The 23,215-nt window shown below is 67.3% G+C and carries 26 protein-coding genes; 9 read left to right on the forward strand and 17 right to left on the reverse strand.

Annotated features, from left to right (window positions below; all coding sequences use genetic code 11):
- The 5 genes from COA17_RS12180 to COA17_RS12200 all read right to left on the reverse strand — a co-directional run.
- Nucleotides 1–186, reverse strand: a 186-nt coding sequence (locus tag COA17_RS12180) for a transposase (RefSeq protein WP_141397088.1), incomplete at its 3' end; no start/stop codon positions are given.
- Nucleotides 187–518: 332 nt separating this feature from the next.
- On the reverse strand, nucleotides 519–1,916 hold the full coding sequence (locus COA17_RS12185; protein WP_217991009.1) for an efflux transporter outer membrane subunit: 1,398 nt from the start codon (nucleotides 1,914–1,916) through the stop codon (nucleotides 519–521).
- On the reverse strand, nucleotides 1,913–2,809 hold the full coding sequence (locus COA17_RS12190; RefSeq protein WP_096612792.1) for an HlyD family secretion protein: 897 nt from the start codon (nucleotides 2,807–2,809) through the stop codon (nucleotides 1,913–1,915). The genes COA17_RS12185 and COA17_RS12190 overlap by 4 nt, the downstream gene beginning before the upstream one ends.
- A gap of 13 nt (nucleotides 2,810–2,822) precedes the next feature.
- A complete protein-coding gene (locus COA17_RS12195; RefSeq protein WP_096612794.1) occupies nucleotides 2,823–3,020 on the reverse strand; it encodes a DUF1656 domain-containing protein in 198 nt (65 codons plus the stop codon).
- A complete protein-coding gene (locus tag COA17_RS12200; protein WP_096612796.1) occupies nucleotides 3,017–5,116 on the reverse strand; it encodes an FUSC family protein in 2,100 nt (699 codons plus the stop codon). The genes COA17_RS12195 and COA17_RS12200 overlap by 4 nt, the downstream gene beginning before the upstream one ends.
- Nucleotides 5,117–5,144: 28 nt before the next feature.
- Between COA17_RS12200 and COA17_RS12205 the strand changes: the two genes are divergently transcribed.
- A complete protein-coding gene (locus tag COA17_RS12205) occupies nucleotides 5,145–5,990 on the forward strand; it encodes an AraC family transcriptional regulator (protein ID WP_245857770.1) in 846 nt (281 codons plus the stop codon).
- A gap of 373 nt (nucleotides 5,991–6,363) precedes the next feature.
- Here COA17_RS12205 and COA17_RS12210 read toward each other — a convergent pair whose 3' ends face one another.
- From COA17_RS12210 to COA17_RS18835, 5 genes are all read right to left on the reverse strand, one after another.
- The gene (locus COA17_RS12210; RefSeq protein ID WP_096612798.1) at nucleotides 6,364–6,534 is read right to left on the reverse strand and encodes a metallothionein; all 171 of its coding nucleotides are present in this window, start codon (nucleotides 6,532–6,534) and stop codon (nucleotides 6,364–6,366) included.
- 4 nt (nucleotides 6,535–6,538) lie between these two features.
- A complete protein-coding gene (locus COA17_RS12215; protein WP_096612800.1) occupies nucleotides 6,539–6,844 on the reverse strand; it encodes an ArsR/SmtB family transcription factor in 306 nt (101 codons plus the stop codon).
- Between the two features lie 61 nt (nucleotides 6,845–6,905).
- Nucleotides 6,906–7,613: a CDF family Co(II)/Ni(II) efflux transporter DmeF gene (dmeF, locus tag COA17_RS12220; protein WP_217991010.1), complete on the reverse strand. Its 708-nt coding sequence runs from the start codon at nucleotides 7,611–7,613 to the stop codon at nucleotides 6,906–6,908.
- Nucleotides 7,614–7,718: 105 nt separating this feature from the next.
- Nucleotides 7,719–8,426 (reverse strand): ZIP family metal transporter, encoded by a 708-nt coding sequence (locus tag COA17_RS12225; RefSeq protein ID WP_141397089.1) that lies wholly within the window; start codon nucleotides 8,424–8,426, stop codon nucleotides 7,719–7,721.
- Nucleotides 8,423–8,722 carry a hypothetical protein gene (locus COA17_RS18835; RefSeq protein WP_141397090.1) on the reverse strand — a complete coding sequence of 100 codons (300 nt, stop codon included), beginning with the start codon at nucleotides 8,720–8,722 and terminating at the stop codon, nucleotides 8,423–8,425. Before COA17_RS18835 ends, COA17_RS12225 begins: the two co-directional genes overlap by 4 nt.
- A gap of 136 nt (nucleotides 8,723–8,858) precedes the next feature.
- Between COA17_RS18835 and COA17_RS12230 the strand changes: the two genes are divergently transcribed.
- From COA17_RS12230 to COA17_RS12245, 4 genes are all read left to right on the forward strand, one after another.
- Nucleotides 8,859–9,215 carry a hypothetical protein gene (locus COA17_RS12230; protein ID WP_141397091.1) on the forward strand — a complete coding sequence of 119 codons (357 nt, stop codon included), beginning with the start codon at nucleotides 8,859–8,861 and terminating at the stop codon, nucleotides 9,213–9,215.
- A 79-nt stretch (nucleotides 9,216–9,294) separates the two neighbouring features.
- Nucleotides 9,295–9,486: a hypothetical protein gene (locus COA17_RS12235; protein ID WP_245857772.1), complete on the forward strand. Its 192-nt coding sequence runs from the start codon at nucleotides 9,295–9,297 to the stop codon at nucleotides 9,484–9,486.
- 8 nt (nucleotides 9,487–9,494) lie between these two features.
- Nucleotides 9,495–11,480 carry a TonB-dependent receptor gene (locus COA17_RS12240; protein ID WP_245857775.1) on the forward strand — a complete coding sequence of 662 codons (1,986 nt, stop codon included), beginning with the start codon at nucleotides 9,495–9,497 and terminating at the stop codon, nucleotides 11,478–11,480.
- A gap of 218 nt (nucleotides 11,481–11,698) precedes the next feature.
- Complete coding sequence (locus COA17_RS12245; protein WP_245857778.1) at nucleotides 11,699–12,394, forward strand: class I SAM-dependent methyltransferase; 696 nt, start codon at nucleotides 11,699–11,701, stop codon at nucleotides 12,392–12,394.
- Between the two features lie 32 nt (nucleotides 12,395–12,426).
- Here COA17_RS12245 and COA17_RS12250 read toward each other — a convergent pair whose 3' ends face one another.
- The 5 genes from COA17_RS12250 to COA17_RS12270 are packed head-to-tail and all read right to left on the reverse strand — an operon-like array spanning nucleotide 12,427 to nucleotide 19,109.
- Nucleotides 12,427–13,101, reverse strand: a complete 675-nt coding sequence (locus tag COA17_RS12250; RefSeq protein WP_096612808.1) for a superoxide dismutase — start codon at nucleotides 13,099–13,101, stop codon at nucleotides 12,427–12,429.
- Nucleotides 13,102–13,115: 14 nt separating this feature from the next.
- The gene (locus COA17_RS12255) at nucleotides 13,116–15,146 is read right to left on the reverse strand and encodes a TonB-dependent receptor (RefSeq protein WP_096612810.1); all 2,031 of its coding nucleotides are present in this window, start codon (nucleotides 15,144–15,146) and stop codon (nucleotides 13,116–13,118) included.
- Nucleotides 15,146–17,233 (reverse strand): M3 family metallopeptidase, encoded by a 2,088-nt coding sequence (locus COA17_RS12260; RefSeq protein WP_245857781.1) that lies wholly within the window; start codon nucleotides 17,231–17,233, stop codon nucleotides 15,146–15,148. The genes COA17_RS12255 and COA17_RS12260 overlap by 1 nt, the downstream gene beginning before the upstream one ends.
- 53 nt (nucleotides 17,234–17,286) lie before the next feature.
- The gene (locus COA17_RS12265) at nucleotides 17,287–17,865 is read right to left on the reverse strand and encodes a DUF1826 domain-containing protein (protein ID WP_096612989.1); all 579 of its coding nucleotides are present in this window, start codon (nucleotides 17,863–17,865) and stop codon (nucleotides 17,287–17,289) included.
- A gap of 8 nt (nucleotides 17,866–17,873) precedes the next feature.
- Nucleotides 17,874–19,109 (reverse strand): GTP-binding protein, encoded by a 1,236-nt coding sequence (locus tag COA17_RS12270; RefSeq protein ID WP_176484893.1) that lies wholly within the window; start codon nucleotides 19,107–19,109, stop codon nucleotides 17,874–17,876.
- A gap of 54 nt (nucleotides 19,110–19,163) precedes the next feature.
- Here COA17_RS12270 and COA17_RS12275 point away from each other — a divergent pair, with 54 nt between their 5' ends.
- The 4 genes from COA17_RS12275 (at nucleotide 19,164) to COA17_RS12290 (ending at nucleotide 21,677) form a co-directional block, all read left to right on the forward strand.
- Nucleotides 19,164–19,598, forward strand: coding sequence for a MerC domain-containing protein (locus tag COA17_RS12275; RefSeq protein WP_096612814.1), 435 nt, complete (start codon nucleotides 19,164–19,166; stop codon nucleotides 19,596–19,598).
- Nucleotides 19,595–20,692: a CobW family GTP-binding protein gene (locus COA17_RS12280; RefSeq protein ID WP_096612816.1), complete on the forward strand. Its 1,098-nt coding sequence runs from the start codon at nucleotides 19,595–19,597 to the stop codon at nucleotides 20,690–20,692. The genes COA17_RS12275 and COA17_RS12280 overlap by 4 nt, the downstream gene beginning before the upstream one ends.
- Nucleotides 20,693–20,880: 188 nt before the next feature.
- On the forward strand, nucleotides 20,881–21,096 hold the full coding sequence (locus COA17_RS12285; RefSeq protein WP_141397092.1) for a hypothetical protein: 216 nt from the start codon (nucleotides 20,881–20,883) through the stop codon (nucleotides 21,094–21,096).
- Between the two features lie 41 nt (nucleotides 21,097–21,137).
- On the forward strand, nucleotides 21,138–21,677 hold the full coding sequence (locus tag COA17_RS12290) for a hypothetical protein (RefSeq protein WP_245857782.1): 540 nt from the start codon (nucleotides 21,138–21,140) through the stop codon (nucleotides 21,675–21,677).
- A gap of 222 nt (nucleotides 21,678–21,899) precedes the next feature.
- Here COA17_RS12290 and COA17_RS12295 read toward each other — a convergent pair whose 3' ends face one another.
- Entirely contained in the window at nucleotides 21,900–22,799 is a 900-nt protein-coding gene (locus COA17_RS12295; protein WP_245857784.1) for an alpha/beta fold hydrolase, read from the reverse strand.
- A complete protein-coding gene (locus COA17_RS12300) occupies nucleotides 22,768–23,184 on the reverse strand; it encodes a GFA family protein (protein WP_096612824.1) in 417 nt (138 codons plus the stop codon). The genes COA17_RS12295 and COA17_RS12300 overlap by 32 nt, the downstream gene beginning before the upstream one ends.
- Between the last annotated feature and the right edge of the window lie 31 nt (nucleotides 23,185–23,215).

The raw sequence follows: 23,215 nt of genomic DNA on the forward strand, positions 1-23,215 counted from the left end.
ATCCTTCATCCGACGCGCCTGATCCGTCTTCAGGCCGCCATATTCCTTGCGCCAGCGGTAATACGTCTGCTCGCTGACTGCGATGCGCCGGCATGCCTCAGCAGTCGTGCCGCCCTGGCCCAGCATGATCTCCGCCTCACGCAGCTTGCCGATGATCTCCTCCGGCTTGTGCTTCTTCGCTGGCATTCGTTGTCCCTTCCTTGGTCCAGACTGTCATAGTCGATGGACCACTCAGAAGGGGGCAGCTCAGCTCTGTGGCTCGTTCTGCGAGCCGTACAACATCTGAGCTGGCCATCGGTGCCGGCGCGAGCCGCCCGGCGGTTGACGTGGGTTGCTACCCCACCACTATCAGCTCGGCCAGACCTGCAAGATCGTCGGCTCGGCGGAGCAGCCCGAGGTTCCGGCGATGCGAAGCATCGTTCGAATAGCTGCGAAGGGGATGCGCGACCACATGCGCGCCAAGTTGCCGCTCGCCGCGATGATGACAGGCCCACGGTGGGAACAAGCAGCGCCCGGTCTTATTTCTCCCACCCGCCGCCCAGCGCCAGGAAGAGATCGATCTGTCGATCGACGAGGCTGGCGCGGGCGGTGGACAGGCTGGCCTGGGCATCGGCGTAACCGGCCTGCGCGTTCAGGACGTCGAGGAAGGACGTGCGGCCGAACCGCTGGAGCCTTTCGGCATCACGGCTCGCATTGGCGGCGGCATCTGCCGCCCGCGCCCGATCCTGCAGGCGATTCGTCGCCCGGGCGTATGCCGACAGCGCGGTCTCCATCTGCTGCAGCGCGACCAGCACGGCGCCATCGAAGCCTGCCAGCGCGACCTCCGCATCGGCGCCGGCCTGATCGATCCGGGCGCGAACCGCTTTCCTGTTCGGGAACGACCAGGACACGAGCGGGCCGAGGCTGAACCCGAACGACGTCGGTCCCAAAGCGCGCCCTACCGACGTCGCCGTGCCGGCCGAACCGCCAAGGCTGACCCTTGGATGGAGATCGGCTTCCGCGATGCCGATACTGGCAGTGGCGGCCGCGAACACACGCTCGGCCTTGCGCACGTCCGGCCGGCGCCGGAGCAGCATCGCGCCGTCGCCGACCGGTATCGGCCGCGCGATCGTCGGGATCGTGGCGCAGGCCTCGAGATTGTGCGGGTAGTCGGAAGGCGTTCGGCCCATCAGCGCGGCCAGTTCGAACAGCGCTGCCTTTCGGTCGGCGATGATGTCCGGAATGGCGGCCTCGCCGGAGAAGGCGGCTGCGCGTGCACGGTCGATGTCGAATCGCGTGCCGCGTCCTTCGCGCGCCATGCGGACCGCCACCGCCAGGGTGGAGCGCTGGATCGCGGCGACGCGCCGGGCCGCTTTCAATGTCACGCCATCGGCGCAGACCCGTGCATAATTGCGGGTTACGGCGGCCGCTACCACGACACGCACCTGATCGCGCGCCGCCACCGCCGCCTCGCCCTGCGCCGTGGCCGACTCGATCCCGCGCCGGATGCCGCCTGCAAGGTCGAGCGGGTAGCCGGCGTCGAAACCGAGCGCGTAGCTGAACGGGGCCGGCAGCGCTGCGGTAGGGCCGCCGATCCGGCCGCCTGCCGCCTGTCCGCTCAGGCCGGTGCTGACCGTCCGTGCGGCAGCGGCTTCGCGAACGATCGCGCCGGCACGGCGCAGATTGGCCTCAGCGGCGCGCAGATCGGTATTCGCCGCCAGCGCCTCCTCGACATAGCTGTCGAGCCGGGCATCGCCGTAGAGGCGCCACCAGCGTGGCGGCAGTTCGGCTTGGGACATGCCGGCATCCCTGCTGCCCAGGAACGGTGCTGCTGCCTCGGGTCGGTTGACGATCGCCATCGAGGGAATGCGATAGTCCGGGCCGGCTGCACAGCCCGCGAAAAGCAGGGCGGGCAGAATGGCGAGCGCACGCTTCACGACCGCCGCCCCCCGACCGGCGCCGCGGTGGCGGGGAGAATCTCCACCGTCGCCGTCCGCCCGGCGATCAGGCGGACACCGGGGGGCAAGCGGTCGATATGCACGCGAACGGGAATGCGCTGGGCCAGCCGGACCCAAGAGAAGGTCGGCGCGACCTTCGGGAGCAGATTGCCGGTATCGTCGCGCTGGTCGTCGGCGATCGCGGCGGCAATGCTATCGACATGGCCGGTAATCTCGCCATCCTCTCCCATCAGGCGGACGCGGGCGCGGCCGCCGATCGCGACGCGGCGCAGCTTTGTCTCCTCGAAATAGCCCTCGACGCGCAGCGAGGACGTGTCGACGAGCGCCATCGCCTGCGCGCCCGCGGCGAGATAGTCGCCGGGGTGGATGTCGAGATTGGTGACGATCCCTGCCACGGTCGCGCGGATCTCGGTTCGCTCGATATCGACTCTGGCGACATTGCGGTCGGCAATCGCGCGGGTCAGCGCGGCCTCCGAGGTTCGGACCTTGGCAGCGCTCTGTTCGCGTGCCTCGGTCGCGACAAGGTCACCCAGCGCCACGTCGCGTCGCGCCTCTTTGCGCGCCTGTTCGAGCAGCGCGCGCGCCTCCGCAATGGCAGCGTCCGCCCGCTCGATCATGGCGGCGAGGCGCGGCTGGTCGAGCACGATCAGGAGTTGCCCGGGGTGCACGACCGCATTGTCGCGAACCATCACCTGCGTCACCAGCCCACCGACATCGGTTGAGACTCGCACCACATCGGCGCGGACGCGGCCGTCGCGTGTCCAGGGCGTCTGCTGATGCCGGTCCCACAACCGCCAGCCGACCAGGGCGGCAATAGCGACGACGGCAAGCGTGATGCCATAGCGCGCAACGACGAAGAGAACGGACTTCATAACAAGGTTCCGGTCACAGGCAAACTCGCATCAGCAGGCTGTAAAGGAGGATGAACACGGCGATCTCGGTCAGCGCCGGCAAGGCAAGGCGGCGCGACAGGCCGGTGACGGCGAGAAGTCGCAGCAGGAGCACCGTCGCCACCAGGGCGAGGCAGGCGAGCGCCAGCAGTCCCGGCACCAGGATGCCTGCGATGTCGAGGTCGGAAATCATCCCGCGCGCTTCGGATCGGTCGCCGCTGCGGGGGCCAGCGCATGGCGGAGGTCGAGCAGCCGATCGAGCAGCCGCAACCTGCCTTCGTTCGCGTCGGCCGCGACACGCGCAATCAGCGTTTCGATGCGCTCGACCAACGCCGCTACCGCGCCGGCATCGCCATCGCGGGTGTTTGCCCAATACTCGGCGAGCGCCCCAAGCAATTGCAGCCCCTGCTGGACGATTGGCGCTCTCGCGCCGTCGAGCGCACGACGCAACCCAGCGACCGCATGACCGATGCGAAGATGGCGCAGCATCGCGTCAAGCGTGTCCGCCCGCGCGCGCGTGGAAGCCCCAAGTCGTGGCAGGAGCAGCGCGGTGCGATCGACCATCAGGCTCGTCCAGACCGCCTCGGCAGGCCCACGGCCAAGCGCGCGCCGGGCGACGTCGCGGCGAGTCAACCGCAACAGGCGATCGATGGCCGCATCGGCAGGTACGGTCTGGAGCAGGGTCATGCTCGCCGCTCCGAACCCGGTCGCCACGAACAATGCCACGCTGCCGTTGAGCGCGTCGGCAAAATCCCCGCTGTACGGCGCGCCCAGTCCCGACAGGATCGGGATCGTCAGCGTGATCCCCAGTGCCATATAGGCCGTGGCCGGCCGAGCCTGTAGCGATCCGCCCCACAGGAAAGCGGGGGCGAGCACGGCGACCAGCGTCGGAAAATCGGTGACGCGCGGCAGGATGACGAAGCTATACGCAAGGCTGAGCACCACGCCGTAGAACGAGCCCAGCATGTATTTGCGCACATGGGGCGCGGGCGCATCGACATTGCCGAACAGCGCGCAGGTGACGCCCAGCACCGATACAGCCAGCCCACCGTCCGGCCATGCGGACCAGATCCAGAGCAGGCAGCCGGCCAGGATGCCAAGGGTCGCACCGGTCCCAGCTCGTGCCGCCATGAGCGGATCGCGGTGGTGGACATAGCCCGTCGCCGGCGTGCGCCGGCGCCATCCCCGCCGATCCCGTGCCGAACGGTCGTTCGCGACCTCACGCACCAGCAGGTCACCCTCTTGGAGCAGGCCGACCAGTTCGGCGAGGTGGCCGGCGAGATTGCCGGTCAACAGATTCCCCTCGCGCGCCGGTTCGGCATAGGCGATCGCGCGCAGCTGATTCGCACGGTTGATCAGATGGGGCGCGGTGGCGTCCGCCTCCCGTGCGGGCGTCGCGTCGATCCACTGGCCGATGGCGTGCAGCAGCGCCGCCAGCGCCTCGTCGTCGCGCATCGCCGCCAACCGCGCCTCGATCTCCGTCGCGAGGGGCAGCAGCCGCGCCAGACGATCGTGTAGATGCCGCAGCGTCTCGCGATGGGGCGCGGCGGTGGCCGGATCATGGGGCAGATGCGTTGCCAGCCCGTTCAGGGCGAGCAGATCGAGCGCCAGCCGGTGGCGGTCGGCGCGCTGTTTCGGGTCCGAGGCGCTGCGCACCGCGTCGCCGGCCAGGCGCCGTGCATCGCAAAGCGTCGCCGTCACCTTGCCCACGAACTGACCGGTCATCGGCCGGGGCAGCACGAAGCGGTGGATCAGCACCGCGCAGAGGATGCCGAGCCCGATTTCCTGCAGGCGGACCAAGGCGGTGTCGAAGATCGCGTCCGGCTCGGCAACGCCGGGAAAGCCGATCAGGCTGGCCGTGTAGCCGGCCAGAACGAAGGCATAGGCGCGCGGCGTACGGTCGAGCAGCGACAGGAACAGGCAGAAGCCGATCCAACCGGCCAGCACCAGGCTGCAAATGATGGGCTCGCCGACAAAGGTCGGGAGGATCGCCACCGTCGCCGCGGCGCCGACCAGCGTGCCCGTCAGGCGATAGAGGCCGCGGCTGAGCGACGCACCGGCCGAGCCTTGCGAAACCAGGTAGGCCGTGATGATGGCCCAGGACTGGCGGGGAAGCCCGATGCGCAGCGCGATATAATAGGCCAGCATCGCCGCCACGAAGGTCTTGGCGGAAAAGAGCAGCGCTTCCGCATCGGCCCACAGCGCCGGCGCGCGCACGAGCGTGCCGAGACGCGGCAATGCCAAGCGCGGGCTGACCCAACCATAAGTGTAAAACAGCCAGATACCCATTTGCTTGTTGATAACGATTCTTATATCGGTGGAAATTCGCTATTCAGGCAATCAGTCCCTGAATCCGGTCAATCGCATGCTTTCCCCGTTACCAGCCATCACCGCCTTCGATCCCGACGCGACCGACGGGCCCACGGTTGCCCGCCATCTCGACTTCGCGGACTATGCCGCGGAGGTGCCGACGCACGTGCACCGAAAGGGGCAGATGATCCTAGCGCTGCATGGCGCGGTAACCTGTACGGCGGCAGACCAGCTCTGGATCGTTCCGCCGAACTGCGGGATCTGGATTCCGGGGGGCACGGTCCATAGCGCGCGCGCCACGCCGAATGCCCGGCTTAGCTACCTGTTCGTCGAGCCGGGGGCGGCGCGTCTGCCGGATCATTGCTGCGCGCTGTCGGTCACTCCGATGATTGGCGCGATGATCGATCGCTTGACCATGGAAGGGGCCAGCTATCGGCCAGACAGCCATGCCGCCCGCCTCGCACGTGTGCTGCTCGACGAACTGGCCGCGATGCCGCACCAGCGGTTCAACCTGCCGGTGTCGGCCAACCCGAAAATCAGCGCCATCGCCGACGCGTTGACGTCCAAGCCATCGGATCGCGCCACGCAGGCGGAATGGGCGAAGCGCGTGGCAATGAGCGAAAGATCGCTGTCGCGGTTGCTCGTCCGGGAAACCGGCCTGACGTTCGGGCACTGGCGCCAGCAAATGCATCTGGTCATCGCGCTCCGGGAACTGGCAGGCGGTGCGTCGGTGCAGGCCGTTGCCGCCGAATTGGGCTATGGGTCGGTCAACGCCTTCATCACCATGTTTCAGAAGGCATTGGGGACCACACCTGCGCGCTTCTTCTCTTCGCGGCGGGAAAAGCAGGCATAGATCTTCCAACGGCGACGCCGGGTAGCGGTGAATGCCGGCGTGGAGACAGCGACAGGCAGGAGAACGCGGCACGTCACATGAAATGGTCGCGCTGAGGCTCTCGAAAAACGACAGGGGTAGGTTGTATCGCTGCGATAATCAGGGGATTGGCTTGCGGCGCCATCGCCCGGACAGCCTTGTCCGCGCCCCTGGCAGTCAGTGGCGACGGAGAGATGCTATGCCGCGTAGCTGCGACGGAAGTCGCGCCATGGCTCGGCAACCATAGGCGCCTCGCCGGGCGCGGCGAATAGGGGCAAACTAGCATTTTGGGATCGTGCACGAAAAAGGGGCCGGTTTCCCGGCCCCTTTTATCGCCCTGAAAGCGATGATCGGCTCAGCCGTGGCAGGGGCAACCGGCATGGTCGCAGCCGGTCGACTGCTGGTGGTGGTTGGCGCAGTTCTCGCCGCAGAAGATGCGGCCATCGGCCTTCACCGCATTGTCGGTGCTGACGACGCAGACGCAATCGGTGCAGGCGCACTTCACCATTTCGACATTGACGCTCATGATCTTATTCCTCGTGGCTATGGTCTTCGGGTTCGAGCACGTGGTCCATCATGTTGGTGAGCATGGTGCGGACATGGCAGTCGGGCAGGTCGTAGAAGACATTCCGCCCGCTGCGGGTCTGCTTCAGCAGCCGGCCGGCGCGTAGCAACCGGAGGTGCTGCGACACCAGGCTCTGGCTGATGCCGACCTCTTCCGTCAGATCGCCGACCGAACGCGGCCCGTCGAGGCAGGCCGCCACCAGCCGCAGCCGGTTTGGCTCCCCCAAAAGGCGGAACAGTTCGGCGAGCTGCGTCCCTTCGTCCTGTGTCATGCACCCATCAACATATGAACACATCCTAATATGTTCATAGTCTCACGGATGTCAAGCGGCGTCAGTGATAATGCCCGCGTTCCACCGGAGTGTGCATCGCGACCATGTCGGGCCCAGGCGCGACATCGGCGTCGAGCAGCGCGTCGGCACTGCGGCGCAGTAGGCTGGACGACCAGCGCAGGATCACTGCCGCGCCGACCAGACCCATCAGCGGATCCAGCCAGACCAGCCCGTAGCGCCGCCCGCACCACAGCGCGACGATGGCCAGCGCGGAGGTGAGGGCGTCGGACAACACATGGATCAGCGCCGCCTCGCGATTGTTGTCGCGATGCTCGTGCCCGCAGCCATGATCGTGTGGCGAGTCGCGCAGCAGCCAGGCGCTCAGCAGGTTCACAGAGAGGCCGATCACCGCCACCGGCAGCGCGGTCGAGAAGTCGATCCGCTCGGGCGACACCAGCCGCACCGCCGACTCGCCGGCGACCAGCACCGCGATCACGGCGAGAATCACCGCATTGGCGAACGCGCCTAGGTCTGGTGCCTTGTGCGCCCCGGCGGCATAGCGGTTAGCGCCTGCATGACGGCGCGCGAAGCGATAGGCGAAGACCGCGACCGCCATCGCCGCGGCGTGCATTCCCATATGCCAGCCATCGGCCAGCAGCGCCATCGACCCGGTCCACCAGCCGGCCACGATCTCCGCTGCCATCGTCACGATCGTCAGGACCAGGACGATCGCGGCGGCCCGCTCGCCATGACCGGGTGCCGTTGTCACGGACGGGGCATGACCATGGTCGTGGTTGTCGGCGGTACAGGACGGCATAGGGCGGACTCCGTAGGGTGGCGACCGCTCCTTGTTAACGAATCAACCTGAAACGCGTCAGTGGGCGACACTCGTCACGACGAACATCAGCATCATTCCGGCGAGACTGGCGAGTGTCGTACGCAGCCGCGGGTCGCGGGCATAACTGCGCGGCAGCAGTTCGCATGCGCCGATATAAAGGAACACGCCCGCGAACACGCCCATCAGCGGGGCCAGCATCACCGGCGGTACGGCGATGCTGAGGCCGAGCAGTACGCCCAGGACCGGTGCCGCGCCGTTCAGCACCAGCCAGCCCCGCGCCGCTTCTTCGGATCGGGCGGCAAGGCACAGGCTGACCGTGTTAACGCCGTCGGCGAGATCGTGGGTCAGCACCGCCAGCGCGACCAGCCAGCCGGCGCGCGTGTCGATCTGGAAGGCGATGCCGATACCCATCCCGTCCATCAGGCTGTGCAGCGTCAATGTCGCGGGGGCGAGATGGACGCGCCAGCGCGCGGGCAGCCACGCGGCATGGTGCATCGTCCGGTCGATCAGCATATAGCCACCGAGCCCCACCGCCGCGAAGGCGATCAGCGACCGGGGATGCCACAGCCCGTTTGCCAGCGTGATCGCCTCGGGCAACAAATCGAACACCGCGACGCCCAGCACCACGCCCGCCGTCAGGCCTAGGATCAGGACGATCCGGTGGCCGAACCGCAGCGCCAGCAGCCCGCCCGCCAGCGTCGACAGCGTCGCGGCCGTCCCGAACAGGATCGGCTCCAGCGTCATGGTTCGCCGGCCAACGGCGTCGCGGTATTCGGCGGCAGGATCATTCGCTCGCGGACATGGCGGTCCATCTCGGCAGGCACATTGACCATGTCGGCGATCAGGTCGCCGCCGCCCTCGCAGATCATCGGGCAACAGGACCGTTCCAGCCGCTGGAGCGGCTGCGCTAGCCGCAGCGTGTTGTTCACATCGCCCCCGCCCATGTCGGGCACGATAGTCCAATCCCATTGGCCGACGCCACAATGGTTGAAGATCGGCATCCTGCGCGGCTCGATCAGCAGGCAGTCGAGCAGCGTCAACGTCCATGCACGAGGGAGTGCGGGAAACGAGAAACGGGCAAACGGGCGTCACACGCGAACCGGGACATCCCTACCCTCCGTTTGCAAATTACGCGAAACGTTATATTGTCACATTTGAGCTGCCGCAAGCGTCAGGGTGGCGGAGAAATTGATCGTGAACGGAGAAATGCGGCGTTTGCCGATGCGTGCGATGCTTGTCGGTGGCGTTTTTGCCGCCATCGGCCCGACAGGACCGGCAAGTGCACAGCAGGCTGAGGCCCCCGACGAACGTGATGAGATCGTCGTCACGGCGATGCGCGGCGAGCGTCGCCTGATCGATGTTCCCGCCGATGTGACGGTCAAAGACGTAAAATGGGCGATCGGCGCGTGCACTGGTCTGTCGATTTACGGCACCTATGTGGACCGCCGTTCGGAAACGCCGAGCGTATTCGCGCTGGACGCCGCCGCGCGGCCGATCAACGTATTCGGCGGGCGACGTGCCTTCAACGGCTAGCGCAACCCGCGCTCGGTCGTCAAAGGCGGCTTCGGCGCGATCCGGCTCGAGCATCGTGCCACCGACGAACGGCGCAGTGGTGCTCCTGTCCAGCCATGATCTGGGCCTGTCGCGGCAGTTTACCGACAGCGTGTGGCTGCTCGACGGACGCGGTGGCCTATCGGTGGGGACCGCGGAACAACTGATCGCGGACGGCCATGTCGGCCGCGCCTTCGACACCGATGCCGTCCGCTTTTCGCGCGCGCCGAGCCGTTTCGAGTTCGTGCAGTGATCCGGTCGGTGTCCATTGCCACGCTGATCCTGGCGACGGTCTGCTCCTGGCCCTGTGCGGCGCAGGACGCGCCGCCCCCGCCCGCGGAGCATCTGCCATCCGACCCGCCGCAGACCGCCGACCCGGCTTCACCGGTGCCGATCGGTCGTACCGCCGAAAATGCCGTGCGTCAGGCCGAGGATGCGTTCGGCTATAGCGTGGGCCGCGAAACGCTCGGGCTGTATTCGTCGGCGAACGTGCGCGGTTTCTCGCCGTTCGACGCCGGGAACGTGCGGATCGAGGGGCTGTATTTCGATCCCTATCTCACGTTGATCCAGCGCTTGCGCCAGTCGACCACCATCCGGGTTGGCCTGTCGGCGCAGGGCTATCCCTTCCCGTCGCCCACCGGGATCGTCGACTACAGCTTCCGCAAGCCCGGCGACCGAGCCACGTTGTCGCTGCTGGCGAGCGCGGACAGCTACGGCAATGCGGGGATCGAGGCCGATGGCGCGGTGCCGCTGTCGTCGACACTCAGTCTCGGCGTCGGCGCGCAGGGTGCGCGCAACAGCTTCTACAACGGCACCACCAGCTGGTCGCACAATGAAGCCGTATCGCTCCGCTGGCGCCCGTCCCCGGATATCGAGATCCTGCCCTTCTGGACGCGCAGTCAGGTCTATGACGACGAGGCAGGGCCGATCTACATTCCCGCCGGTGCGCATCTGCCCCCGCGCGTGTCGCGGCGGCGCTATGACGGGCCGGGCTGGAACGATTATGACAGCGTCGCGGGCTTGCAGGGATTGCTCGCCACCGTCTCGCCGTGGCGCGACTGGACGGTGCGTGCCGGGCTGTTCCGCTCGCTTTACGACGATCGCTCGACCTTCGCCCATCTGCTGACCGACCTGACGCCGGACGGGACCGCGAACCGCCTCATCATCGCCGATCCGCGCAGCCGCTTCGTGTCGCTGTCCGGCGAACTGCGGATCAGCCGCGCGCTGGCGGAGGGGCCACGGCTTCACGTCATCCATCTGTCCTTGCGTGGCCGCGACCGGCAGCAGCGCTATGGCGGTTCCGACTTTCTGGATTATGGTCCGACGCGCATCGGCCAGTCCTTCGATCCGCCCGAGCCGCGGTTCGCCTTCACGCCGCAGACCCACGACCGGGTTCGACAGGCGACGCTCGGCATCGCCTATGACGGGCGGTGGCGTGATGTGGGCGAACTCAGCTTCGGCGTGTCACGCACCGACTATCGCAAGCGTTTCTCGCTGCCGGGCGCCCCGCAACTGGATACGCGGTCGCAGCCCTGGCTGTGGAACGTCACCGCCGCCGGTTTCCCGAGACCGCGACTGGCGATCTACGCCGGCTATGCGACCGGACTGGAAGAAAGCGGCATCGCGCCCGACAATGCCGTCAACCGCAACCAGCCGTTGCCCGCGATCCTGACGCGGCAGGTCGATGCCGGGCTGCGGTACCAGCTGACCGACACGATCAAGCTGGTGGGCGGCGTGTTCGACTTGCGTAAACCCTATTACAATCTGGACGCGGCCAACCGCTTCGACCTGCTTGGCGACATCGTCAACCGCGGCGTCGAGTTCTCGGTGGCAGGAGCCGTCACGCCCCGGCTGAACATCGTGGCGGGCGGCGTGCTGCTGGACCCGCGCGTAACCGGAGCGGGCGTGGCTTTGGGCCGCGTCGGGCGACGTCCGGTCGGGATCGCCACGCGCTCGCTGGATGTCAACGCCGACTGGCGACTGCCGCTCGACGGCCTGTCGGTCGATGCGGGCGTCTCGAACACCGGCCGGGTGCCGGCCACGCTGGACAATCGCGTCTCGATCCCGTCGCGCACCCTTGTCGACCTTGGCGCACGCTATCGATTTCGAGCGGGCGGGCACGACGTGACCTTCCGGGGCGAAGTCCACAACATCGGCAATGTCTATGGCTTCGCCCTGGAAGGCGCCGGGGCCTATGACATCATTCCGGGACGGGTCGTTTCCGCCTATGTCACCGTCGATCTTTGAGCCGGAACCGGTGAACCGCTTTCCGCGCCGGCCCTGTATCGGCAAAAACGCCGTGGCGACGACACCGCGTTTCGTGGTGAGATCGACGGCTGGTTCGACACCGGGGCGCCGGCCCAGCACATAGTCCACGACAAAATCGCGAAATCTTTCAGCCGGATGTGCTCGGCAAGGTGATCGTCGCGCCCGGCGCGTGATTGCCAAGAAACAAGGATTTACTGGTGACCGACAGCAACCGACTGTTCCTCGACATGTTTTTCGATCGCGAACGGATCGCGCACTATGCCGATGGGCCGCGGCGCTTCACGCCCGGGCTGGACGCGGTCCACCGCATGACGGCGATCCTGCTGGCCGAACATGCGCCCGCCGACGCGCATGTGCTTGTGCTGGGGGCCGGCGGCGGGCTCGAACTGACGGCATTGGCGCGGGCGCACCCCGGCTGGCGCTTCACCGGCGTCGATCCGGCCGGCCCGATGCTGGACCTCGCGCGCATGACCATGGGCGACGATGCCGGTCGTGCCGATTGGGTCGAGGGCTATGTCGAGGATGCGCCCGAAGGCCCGTTCGACGCCGCGACCTCTCTTCTGACGCTCCATTTCTTGGGTCGCGACGAACGGGTCCGAACCTTGCGCGAGATGCATCGGCGCATGTCGCCCGGCGCGCCGCTGGTGGTCGTCCATTCGAGTTTTCCGCAGGACGAGCCTTCCCGGACCCGCTGGCTCGAACGCTATGCGGCCTATGCCGTCGCATCGGGTGCCGATCCGGCGCAGACCGAACAGGCGCGGACGGCGGTAGCCGCAAGCCTTGCCCTGCTGACGCCGGAGGAGGATGCGGCGTGCCTGCGCGATGCGGGCTTCGAGGCGGTCGAGCTGTTCTACGCCGCCTTCACGTGGCGGGGTTGGGTGGCGCGGGCCTGAGCAGGGGCGCAGGCCCGCGCGGAGCAGCCGGCCTATCGCGCGGCGTAACGGGCGGACACGGCCTGCCAGTCGACCACCTGCCACCAGGCGTCCAGATACTCGGCACGGCGGTTGCGGTGCTTCAGATAATAGGCATGTTCCCACATGTCGTTGCCGAGCAGTGGCGTACCGCGTTGGTCGGCGACATCCATCAGCGGATTGTCCTGATTGGGTGTCGAGGTGATCGCAAGCTTGCCGTCCGGCCCGACGATCAGCCACACCCAGCCCGATCCGAACCGGCCCGTACCGGCGGCCTTGAACGCGGCCTTCATCTTGTCCATCGATCCGAAGGCCGCGTCGATCGCGCGGGCAAGTTCGGGTGACGGTTGGCCGCCGCTGCCGGGAGGCGCCATCGTCTTCCAGAAGAAGCCGTGGTTCCAATGCCCGCCGGCGTTGTTGCGCACCGCCGCCGGTTCCGAACCGGCCTGCGCCAGCAGCTGCTCCAGCGAGCGACCGGAGAGCGCCGGATCGGCCGCCAGCGCCTTGTTCAGCGCATCGACATAGGCCTGGTGATGCTTGTCGTGATGCAGGGTCATGGTCTCGGCATCGATGACCGGTTCCAGCGCGGTTGCGGAATAGGGCAGCGGGGCCAGCGTGAACGGCGCGGCGCGGTCCTGCGCGGCCGCTGGCGCGGCGAGGACGGCGAGGCAGGCAAGCCAGTATTTCATCGGTCGTCTCCGGTTCAGATACGGATGCTGACTCCCAGCCGCACGTCGCGACCGGCGAGTGGGGCATAGTCCTTCAGGAAGCTGGCATGGCGGCGCGCCACCACGTCGAACAGGTTGCTGGCGCTGAGTGTCAGGCGCAGATCGCGGTTCGGCAGCGGCGTCCAGTCGGCGCTGAGATTGACGAGCGAGAAGGCGGGTGTCGTCGTCTCGAACCCCGTTACGCGCGTCTGTCGGGTGCTGTGTTCGACCTCGGCACGCAGGCCGATCTGGTCGCTCCGCCCCTCGATCCCGCCCAGCAGGCGCAGCGGCGGAATGCGCGGGGCGGGGCCGAACCCGTCGATCGTCGCTTGTACCGCATCGACCAGCCCGTCCACTTTGACCATCAGGCCGGGGCGATCGACGACGCACGCCTGGCCCTCCACCTCGAAACCCCGATAGGTGGCGTCGCCCTGCGCGAAGCGGAACACCGGCAGGTCGTCGATCACCTGGCCGGTGTCGAACTCGTAGATATAGCCGCTAAAGCGGGTACGATAGGCCGACGCATCGAGCCGCCAGCGGGCACCGGACAGGCGCGCGACCAGTTCGATCCCGCGCGCGCGTTCGATGCCGAACCTGCGGTCGCCGATCTCATAGGACTGGGTGCCGACATGCGCGCCGTCGGCCAGCAGTTCCTCCGCCGCGGGGGCGCGGGCGGTGCTCGACAGGTTCAGCCCCAGCTTCACCCCCGGCGTGACCGTGGCGAACGCGCCGCCGGCGATCGACGTCGCGGTGAAGCGGCGATCGAACCCGGCGGGCTGCGAACGGATTCCGGTCCATTCGACGCGCCCGCCACCCTCCAGGCGGACGGGGCCGATGGGGACCTCTTGCAGGGTGAAGACCCCGTTCTGCGTCGTTTCGTTGGGCGGCACGAACGCCTCGGCCCCCACGGCGCGGAAATCGCGGAAGAAGGTCTGGACGCCGCTGACACCCTGCCATCGGCCGTGGGACCGTTGGCGCAGCTCGGCGCGCGCCTCGATCCCCTTGTTGGCGAAGGTGGTGCCGGTGACGGGATCGCCCTCGAAATGGACATAGTCGGCATAGCCCGCGCGCAGCGACAGACGTTCGAAGAAACCGGGTAACACCACCGACGCGCGCAGGTCGGCCCGCCACTGCTGCGCGTTGATTCGCACCGCTTCCTGTTCGGCGCCGGGTGTCAGGTCATAGCGGATCGGCAGGCCATAATCGGTCTCGTAGCGGGTGATCGCGGCGCCGAGATCGCCGCCGGTATCGATGAAGGCCGCGCCGAGATGGGCGGTGCGGGTGCGCGCGCTGGTGTTGACGAGACGACCCGACAGGTCGGCAAGATCACGGATGGCGGGATCGCTGCTGGCGCGGGCCTGGGCGCGCAGGCGATCGGACAGCACCGGGCCACCGACGCGCAGATCGCCGGTGTCGGTCAGGCTGCCGCCGCCCGCCATCACGATCCGGTCGGACAGGCGTACGCCGAGATTGGCGCCGGCGGAACGCTCATCCGCCGCCGATCCCAGCGATCCGCGCGCCTGCACCGCGACCGGTGCGTCGGGAACGGCGGTGGGGATGCGGCGGTCGAGCACGTTGACGACGCCACCGATCGCCGACGATCCAAAGCGCAGCGAGGCAGGGCCGCGCAGCACCTCGATCCGTTCGGACAGCAGCGGGTCGATCGCCACGGCATGGTCGGCCGAGGTGTTCGAGACGTCGAACGCGCCGATCCCGTCGGTCAGCACGCGCACCCGTTCCCCGGCCAGACCACGCAGGATCGGACGCGCGGCATTGGGGCCGAAGCTGGTCGACGATACCCCCGGCAGCCGCGCCAGCGCCTCGCCGATCTGCGGGCGCAGCGATCGGTCGAGCGCTGCGCCCGTCAGAACCGACACCGGCGATGGTGAATCGCGCGGATCGCGTTGGAACACGCCCGTAACGACGATCTCCTCCTGATCGCCGCTTTCAGTGGACCTCTCGTCGGCGGCCAGCGCCGGGGCGGGGAGGGCGGCCAGCGCAGCGCCGGTCAGCAGACGACGAAGCATCACGCCAGCCCCCGATTGCGCAACAACGCCCCCGCGTCGGGCATCCGCCCCCGGAACGCGACATAGCTTTCCGCCGGATCGCGCGAATTGCCGCGCGACAACACCTCGTCGCGCAGCTTCTTCGCCAGCACCGGATTGAACACGTCGCCGCTTTCCTCGAACGCGGCGAAGCCGTCGGCGTCGAGTACTTCGGCCCAGGTATAGGCGTAATAGCCCGCCGAATAACCGCCGTCGAAGATATGGCTGAAGTGCGGCAGGCGGTGCCGCATCCCGACCGCGTGTGGCACGCCCAGATCGGCGAGTTGCGCCTTTTCCCAGGCCAGTGCATCGAAATCGGCGGGCAGCGCTTCCAGCGAATGCAGCCGCATGTCGAGGATCGCCGACGACAGCTGCTGCACGGTCAGATAGCCCTGGTTGAAGGTGCGTGCCTCCAGCAGCGCGGTGAGCATCGCCTCCGGCATCGGCTGACCGGCGGCGTTGCGGGCATGGGCGCGCAGGATCGCCGGATTGCTGGCCCAATGCTCGTGCACCTGCGAGGGGAATTCCACGAAATCGTGCGTCACCGCCGTGCCCGACAGGCTGGGATAGCGGACCTTGCTGAACAGGCCGTGCAGCCCGTGGCCGAATTCATGGAACAGCGTTTCGGCATCGTCGAGGCTGATGAGCGCGCGCTCACCGGGCGCCGGGAGCGTGTAGTTGCAATTGTTGACGACGATTGCCCGCTGGCCGAGCAGCGTGTTCTGGTCGCGCAGCGAGTTCATCCACGCTCCCGGCCGCTTGGTCGGGCGCGCGAACCAGTCGGCATAGAACAGCCCGATCGGCGCGCCATTGCCCTCGCGCACCTCCCACACCTTCACGCCATCGGCATAGACCGGCACGTCGGCGCGGGCCACGAACTGGATGCCGTAGAGCCGCTTCGTCGTGTCCATCAGCGCGGCGACCATGCCGTCGAGCGGGAAATATTGTTTCACCGCGCCTTCGTCGAGGTTGTAGCGCCGCTGGCGTTCCTTCTCGGCATAGAAGCGCCAGTCCCATGGCTCGATCCGCGTCACGCCATCGGCGCTGGCGAGCTTGAGCAGTGCCGCTTCCTCTTCCTGCGCGCGGGTCAGTGCCGGGCGATAGACACGCATCAGCAGGTCGGTCGCGGCCTCCGGCGTCCTGGCCATCGCGTCCTGCAGCGCAAAGGCGGCGTGGCTGCGCGCTCCCATCAGCTTGGCGCGTTCGATGCGTAGCTCGACCAGCCTGCGGATGATCGCGGCGGTGTTGTTCTCGTTCGCGTTCGCACCGCGATTGTCGAACGCCGCGAACACCTTTCGCCGTGCCGCACGATCGGTGGCGACGGTCAGGAAGGGCTCGACCGCCGATCGGGTGGCCGGGATCAGATAGCCGGTCTTGCCCTCGGCCTTGGCTGCGTTCGCCGCCGCCGCCTTCTGATCGGCGGGCAGGCCCGCGACCTCCGCCTCGGTCAGCAGCACGCTGCTCGCCTTCTGGTCGGCCAACAGCTTCTGGCCGAACTGGACACCCAGCGTCGCCATTTCCTCGTTGATCGCGGCGACGCGGGCGCGGGCCGCCGGGGGCAAAGCGGCACCGGCGCGGACATAGCGCTTGTGCGTTTCCTCCAGCAGTCGCAACTGTTCGGCGTCGAGGCCGAGCGAGGCGCGGTCCTGGTACATCCTGTCGACACGGGCGAACATCGCGGGGTCTAGCGAGGTTTCGTTCGAGAAGCGGGTCAGTTCGGGGACCACTGCTTCCTCGACCGCCTGGATATCGGGCGTCGCATCGGCGGAGGCGACGTTGAAGAAGGCCGACGACACCCGTGCCAGCTGCTGGCCCGTGCGCTCCATCGCCTCGATCGTGTTCGCGAAGCTAGGTGCGGAGCGTGCAGCGGTGATCGCGCGGAAATCCGCGCGCGCCGCCTTCAGCGCGGCAGCGAACGCAGGGCGATAATGCGCCGGGCGGATCGCCCGATAGGGCGGAATGCCGTCGGCCCACTCGTCGAGCAGCGGATTGGCCGGTTCGGCCGCCCGCAAAGGCGTATTGAGCAGCGGCAACATCGCCGCGGATACTAACAGGGTACGACGGTGCATGAACGTCCTTTGAAGCGAATGGCGTTGACCGGCGGCAGGGCGGCGTCCGCCCATTACGGGATCGGTCGGCCGGGCAGCGGATCGATCGCCAGAACCAGACGGCGCTCGCCGGTCGCGCCGATCGGCGGCGAGCGGTGGAGAATGGTCGGCGGATCAAGCAACAACCGCCCCTTGAACACGCCCACCGCCCCGGTCGGCACCTCGCAGATGGCATCGGCGGCATCGGCGCGGCACCATTGGGTGCCCGGTCCGACATAGCTGCACAGCAGCCGCAGCGTGACGAAGTCGGCGTGGAAGCGGCGGCAGGCATCGGTTTCGATCACTTCCAGCCGCAGCCGCAACCGGTCCTCGCCGGTCAGTGCGGCGTGGCGTCGCACCAGCAGCCCGATATCCTCGGCGAGCAGCGTGGCGACCGGATCGGCATAGCCCGCGTCGGCAAGCGCGCCATCGACCGGCTCTTCGGCGGCGAAGTCGAATGACATATCGTCGACCGTGTCGAGATCGAGGGATGCCAGTGCGGCGTGAAGCGGATCGGGCAGCGATCGCCACCAGATGGCCAGCGCGGCATCGGGCCGGGCGATGGCGTCGAGCGAAGCGCGATCGTGGCCGAACGCCACGATGTCATCGAGCATGGCGGTGCTCATTCGGCCGCCTCCAGCCGAGGCTCGCCCCAGGCCGGGAACGGATCGCGCAGCCCGGCCCACAGCGTCGGGGTGAAAGCGGCGGCGGGCAGGAGGCAGGCGTCGAGCCGCGCGCGGATCCGCGCCTCGTCCATCCCGATCCCGATGAACACCAGCTCCTGCCGCCGGTCGCCCCAGATCACGTCCCAATGTTTGGCGACGAACTCCTCGAACCGGCCGTCATCGGGCCATTGGTGCTTGGGGATCGACGCCCACCAGCGCCCCATGCGCGCGGTTTCGGTCTGGCTGCCCGCCACCGCCAGCTCGCCCACCCAGTCGGGCCGCGTCGCCAGCCAGAAATGCCCCTTGGCGCGCACGACATGGTCGAGGCCGCCTGTCGTCAGGAAGGCGTGGAATTTCGCCGGGTCGAAGGGTGCCCGCGCGCGATAGACGAAGCTCTCGATCCCATATTCCTCGGTCTCGGGCTGGTGATGGGCATAGCCGTACAACTCCTTGGCCCAGAGCGGATGGCGCGAGGCCTTCTCCTCGTCGAACAGTCCGGTGGCGAGGACCAGATCGAGGTCGACGCGGGATTGGTCGGCGGTCACGATGACGGCATCGGCGTTGAGGCTGGCGACCAGCTTCTTGACCACGGCCAGTTGCTCGGGCGACACCGACGATGCCTTGTTGACGATCACCACATCGGCGAACTCGATCTGTTCGACCAGCAGGCCGACCAGACTGCGCGTGTCGTCCTCGCCCATCGTCTCGCCGCGATCGGCGAGGAAGTCCTGGCTGGAATAGTCGGCGAGCAGGTTCACCGCATCGACGACCGTCACCATCGTGTCGAGCCGCGCGACATCGCCCAGCGACACGCCGCCCTCGTCGCGGAACGAGAAGGTGGTGGCGACCGGCAGCGGCTCGGAGATGCCGGTCGATTCGATCACCAGATAATCGAATCGTCCGGCCTCGGCGAGCGTGCGCACCTCGGCAAGAAGGTCGTCGCGCAGCGTGCAGCAGATGCAGCCATTGGTCATCTCGACCAGCGCCTCCTCCGATCGCGATAGTGCCGCCTCTCCGCCGCGCACCAGGTCGGCGTCGATGTTCACCTCCGACATGTCGTTGACGATCACCGCCACCCGCCGCCCCTCGCGGTTGGCGAGGATGTGATTGAGCAGCGTCGTCTTTCCGGCGCCGAGGAAACCGGACAGCACTGTCACCGGCAGGCGATTATCATGCAGGGAATGGCTTGCCATGTCTGTTATCCAATGAGATACGTTACAACATTACATAGTCATGAGTTTCAGCCGATGTCCAGTAGCTCTCCGATCACGGGCGATCGCCCGCCCCGCTGGCTCGACGGGGTAGCGGTGACCGCATCGGTCCTGTGTCTGATCCACTGCCTCGTCCTGCCCGCAATCCTGGTGGCGTTGCCGGTGCTGGCGACCATGTTGGCGGTGCCCGAGAGCTTCCATGCCGTCGCCTTCGCACTCGCGCTGCCGACCAGCGTGCTGGCGATGACGCTCGGCCATCGGCGTCATGGCTTGCGGTGGCCGTTGGTTGCCGCCGCGATCGGACTGACGCAGCTCGGCATCGGCGCGTTCGCGGTCGACTCGGAAACGGTGGAGCGCGCGGTCAGCAGCGTGGGTGCGGTCCTGCTGGCGGTGGCCCATGTCGGCAACTGGCGTGCCCTGTCGCACCGGGCGCCCGCGCGTCCCACCTGTTCGATGGAGGAGCAGGCATGAGCGGCCTTCTGACGGGGGCGGGTGGGCGCATCCCCGCATCGGTGCTGACCGGTTTCCTCGGCAGCGGCAAGACGACCGTTCTCAACCATCTCGTCCGCTCGCCGGGCATGGCGCGGGCACTGGTGATCATTAACGAATTCGGGGCGGTCGGGCTGGATCATGACCTGGTCGCCCGCTCGAACGACGATCTGGTGGTCGAGATGATAGGCGGATGCCTGTGCTGCACCATCCGCGGCGATCTGTCGCGAACGCTGCGTGAAGCACCGTGGCGGTTCGCCCGGGATGGGCAGTGCTGGTTCGACCGGGTGGTGATCGAGACGACCGGGCTGGCCGATCCGGCGCCGATCCTCCACACCCTGATGACCGATCCGCACCTCGAGGCGCTCTACCGGCTCGATGCGGTGATCGCGACGGTGGATGCCGCGACCGGGATGGCAACGTTCGATACGCAGTCGGAAGCGGTAAAGCAGGCGGCGGTCGCCGACCGTCTGCTGCTGACGAAGACCGATCTGGTCGACGAGACAGTGCAGCGCGCGATCCGGGTCCGGTTGGCGGCGCTCAACCCGGCCGCGCCGGTCATCACGGTGACCGACGGTGCGGTTGACCCGTCGCTGCTGTTCGGCGTCGGGTTATGGGACCCCGCCAGCAAGAGCGACGATGTGCGCCGCTGGCTGGCGGAGGAAGCGCATCACGGCGGAAATCACCACCACCATCATCATGACGTGAACCGGCACGACGACGGCATCCGCGCGACCTGCCTGACCTTCGACACGCCGCTCGACCCGATGGCGTTCGAGCGGTGGCTGGGACTGCTCACGATGTTCAGGGGCGCCGACCTGTTGCGGGTGAAGGGGATCGTGAACCTGGCGGGCCACGACGCACCCGTGATCGTCCACGGCGTGCAGCATGTCTTCCATCCGCCGGTCGAACTGGAGCGGTGGCCATCGGAGGACCGGCGCACGCGGATGGTGTTCATCACCCGCCGGATCGATCCCGAGGAACTGCGCGGCACGCTGGCGCTGATGACGCTAGGGCTGAGCGACGTTCAGTTGGAGGGGCTGGTCGAGCGCGTCGCTGCGGACCTGCCGGCATGATCCATCAGGTCGCCGCTTTCCCCCGTCGTCGTGCAGGTGAGATCGACGAACTGATCTGCACGATTCTCGCCGGGGAGTCTCGTCCGCTCAGTGCCTATGACCTTGCCGGGTAGGCCAGCAAGAACGGACGACGTGTCGTCGCCGCCCAAGTGTATCGCACCCTTGCGCGATTGGTGGGGCAGGGCCGCGTGCTGCGTATCGAGATGCTGGGCGCCTATGTCACGCGACCGCCCACAGCTGACCTGTGCCTCGTCTGTCTGGAATGCCACGCCGTGCAGTTGATCGAAAACCCGGCGCTGCGCGTGATTTACACCGATGCGATCGGACGCCGGTTCCGACTGGCTGCGACCCCGGTGGAGGCGGGCGGCCTGTGCGCGACATGCGCCGATGCTGCGTCGGTATAGCCCCAAGGAAACGCTGGCGATCGCCGCGACGGTGCTCGCCCATGCCGGAGTTCGGCGCGCCCGACCTTTTCCTCCCGCCAGGCGGGATGCCCTCTCAAGAACAAGGATCAACAGGAATGTTCACCGAAGATATGGTCCACAAAGCGTTGCAGACCTGGTGCGACAATGTGGTCGCGGTCGGCAAGGCCCATTCCGATGGCGGCGATCCGCGTGCTGTCGCGACGAAGGTGCTGACCGACAATTACGACTATGACAATGGCAAGGTGCTATTCAAACCGACCCTGACCTTCGGCACCCGGACCTACCGGCCGACGAAGGATGGCGCGCTGGCCTATTTCGTCGGCGGAAGCGACGAATTTCCCGATGACAAGGGCTTCAAGCTGAAGCCCTGGGTGAAGGTATGGTACAGCAAGGAGGATTTCATCCTGCACGGCGATCTTGCGATCGTGCAATGCAACGTGCATTTCATCGGTCAGGACGACAGCCACATCTTCGTCAACAAGAGCTTCGTGTTCAAGGAATGTGAGGACGGCAAGGTGCGAATCATCCTTCATCAGTCGTCATTGCCGTATCAGCCCTGATCGCTGGACCTTGACCCGCTCGGCAGCAGGCGCTGGCGGGTGGGGTCGTCCATCGTGATCTCCCCTTCGGGTGCCTCGGTCGCAGGGTTGATGACGGTGAACGGGTCCGTACCGTTCGGGCGCCGCCCACGCTCCGCCGATGCGGATAAGCTCTCGCCCGATCGCCCCTCCCGGTCCGAAACCGCTTTAACGATGGCAGATATAACGGACCAGGTAGGATACTCAGGCGCTGGCGCTGTGATGCCCTGCGTGAACGGGTAGATGACGGGCAAGGAAGTCGAGCATCGCGGCGTTGAATGCGTCGTTGCGGTCGCCTGCGATCATATGGCCCGCTCCCGCGACGTTGGCCACTTCCGCCCATGGAAGCAAGGCGCGGAACGCCGCGACGCTCTGGTCCGACACGATGTCGCTGCTCAGTCCGCGGATCAGCATCACGGGAAAGGGTGTATCGGCGGCGATCCGGTCGGCCGACGCCCGCACCGTTGCGTGATGCACGGCGGGAGCGGTGCCGATGATCTTCGGATCCCAATGCCAGCGCAGGCGACCATCGGGATGCTCACGCAGATTGCGCCGTAGCCCGCCCGGGTCGCGTGGTCGGGGACGATGCGGATTGTAGGATGCAACCGCGTCGACCGCCTCGTCCAGCGTCGCGAATCCGTCGGGGTGTTGCCGCATGAACGTGGTGATCCGCTCTATGCCGGCCGGCTCCGGATGCGGTGTGATGTCGACCAGGACCAGCGCATCGACGTCCAGCCCCTGCGCCACCGCATGGAGTGCGGTCGCTCCTCCAAGCGAAGCGCCGACCAGCGCCAGAGGGTGCGTGTCGCCTACGACCGCCCGCAGATCGGAGGCGCGATGGTCGAGGAGATAGTCGCCTTCGGGCGACCACATGCTGTCGCCGTGGCCACGGGCGTCGAAGTTGAGGACGCGATAGCCATCGGCGATCAGCGCGCGCATGGCGCCGGACCAGCTGTGCCGCGTCTGTCCGCCACCATGGAGCAGGACGACCGTGGGTGCGTTCGCCGGGCCGCCCTCGTCGAGCGCGATCGTCAGCCCGTCCGGCGTGCGGACGTGCCGTTGGTGTATCGCCTCAGCCGACATCGCGCGCGAAGCTCGGTACATTGGCAGGAACCTCGACCCAGGGGAGCTTGGATTGTGTCCAGACGTGGAGCGTGGGGGCAAAGTTACCGGCCTGGTCGGCTGTTCCGGCCTTGATCGCAACGATCGCCGGGTTGGCGGTGATGACGGACTGGATCGGCGATCCGCATTCACCGCAAAACTGGCGCAGGACCGGCTGGCCGCTTGAAGTCATCTTGTCTTCGAACGTCTTGATCGGACCTTCGATCGCGACGTCCCGCGCCTTGGCGACGATGTTCACCGAGAAGGCCGCACCCGATTGGGCACGGCAATTGGTGCAGTGGCAGGCCGCGACGGCGAGCGGCGCGCCGTTGATCCGCCACGATACGGCGCCGCAGTTGCACCTGCCCGTCGCGTCATCGCCTGTCATGATCCTCTCCTCTTTCGGGATTGCCCAAGGG

This window comes from Sphingomonas ginsenosidimutans, assembly GCF_002374835.1.
Taxonomy (GTDB): domain Bacteria; phylum Pseudomonadota; class Alphaproteobacteria; order Sphingomonadales; family Sphingomonadaceae; genus Sphingomonas; species Sphingomonas ginsenosidimutans.

Excerpts from the sequence above, each read along its gene's own strand:
- COA17_RS12200 (WP_096612796.1), bottom strand. The coding sequence starts at position 5,116 with ATGGGTATCTGGCTGTTTTACACTTATGGTTGGGTCAGCCCGCGCTTG.
- COA17_RS12280 (WP_096612816.1), top strand. The coding sequence starts at position 19,595 with ATGAGCGGCCTTCTGACGGGGGCGGGTGGGCGCATCCCCGCATCGGTG.
- COA17_RS12300 (WP_096612824.1), bottom strand. The coding sequence starts at position 23,184 with ATGACAGGCGATGACGCGACGGGCAGGTGCAACTGCGGCGCCGTATCG.
- COA17_RS12195 (WP_096612794.1), bottom strand. The coding sequence starts at position 3,020 with ATGATTTCCGACCTCGACATCGCAGGCATCCTGGTGCCGGGACTGCTG.
- COA17_RS12225 (WP_141397089.1), bottom strand. The coding sequence starts at position 8,426 with ATGACGCTGGAGCCGATCCTGTTCGGGACGGCCGCGACGCTGTCGACG.
- COA17_RS12290 (WP_245857782.1), top strand. The coding sequence starts at position 21,138 with ATGCCGGAGTTCGGCGCGCCCGACCTTTTCCTCCCGCCAGGCGGGATG.
- COA17_RS12190 (WP_096612792.1), bottom strand. The coding sequence starts at position 2,809 with ATGAAGTCCGTTCTCTTCGTCGTTGCGCGCTATGGCATCACGCTTGCC.
- COA17_RS12210 (WP_096612798.1), bottom strand. The coding sequence starts at position 6,534 with ATGAGCGTCAATGTCGAAATGGTGAAGTGCGCCTGCACCGATTGCGTC.
- COA17_RS12295 (WP_245857784.1), bottom strand. The coding sequence starts at position 22,799 with ATGTACCGAGCTTCGCGCGCGATGTCGGCTGAGGCGATACACCAACGG.
- COA17_RS12265 (WP_096612989.1), bottom strand. The coding sequence starts at position 17,865 with ATGCTCGATGACATCGTGGCGTTCGGCCACGATCGCGCTTCGCTCGAC.
- COA17_RS12255 (WP_096612810.1), bottom strand. The coding sequence starts at position 15,146 with ATGCTTCGTCGTCTGCTGACCGGCGCTGCGCTGGCCGCCCTCCCCGCC.
- COA17_RS12260 (WP_245857781.1), bottom strand. The coding sequence starts at position 17,233 with ATGCACCGTCGTACCCTGTTAGTATCCGCGGCGATGTTGCCGCTGCTC.
- COA17_RS12250 (WP_096612808.1), bottom strand. The coding sequence starts at position 13,101 with ATGAAATACTGGCTTGCCTGCCTCGCCGTCCTCGCCGCGCCAGCGGCC.
- COA17_RS12275 (WP_096612814.1), top strand. The coding sequence starts at position 19,164 with ATGTCCAGTAGCTCTCCGATCACGGGCGATCGCCCGCCCCGCTGGCTC.
- COA17_RS12270 (WP_176484893.1), bottom strand. The coding sequence starts at position 19,109 with ATGGCAAGCCATTCCCTGCATGATAATCGCCTGCCGGTGACAGTGCTG.
- COA17_RS12215 (WP_096612800.1), bottom strand. The coding sequence starts at position 6,844 with ATGACACAGGACGAAGGGACGCAGCTCGCCGAACTGTTCCGCCTTTTG.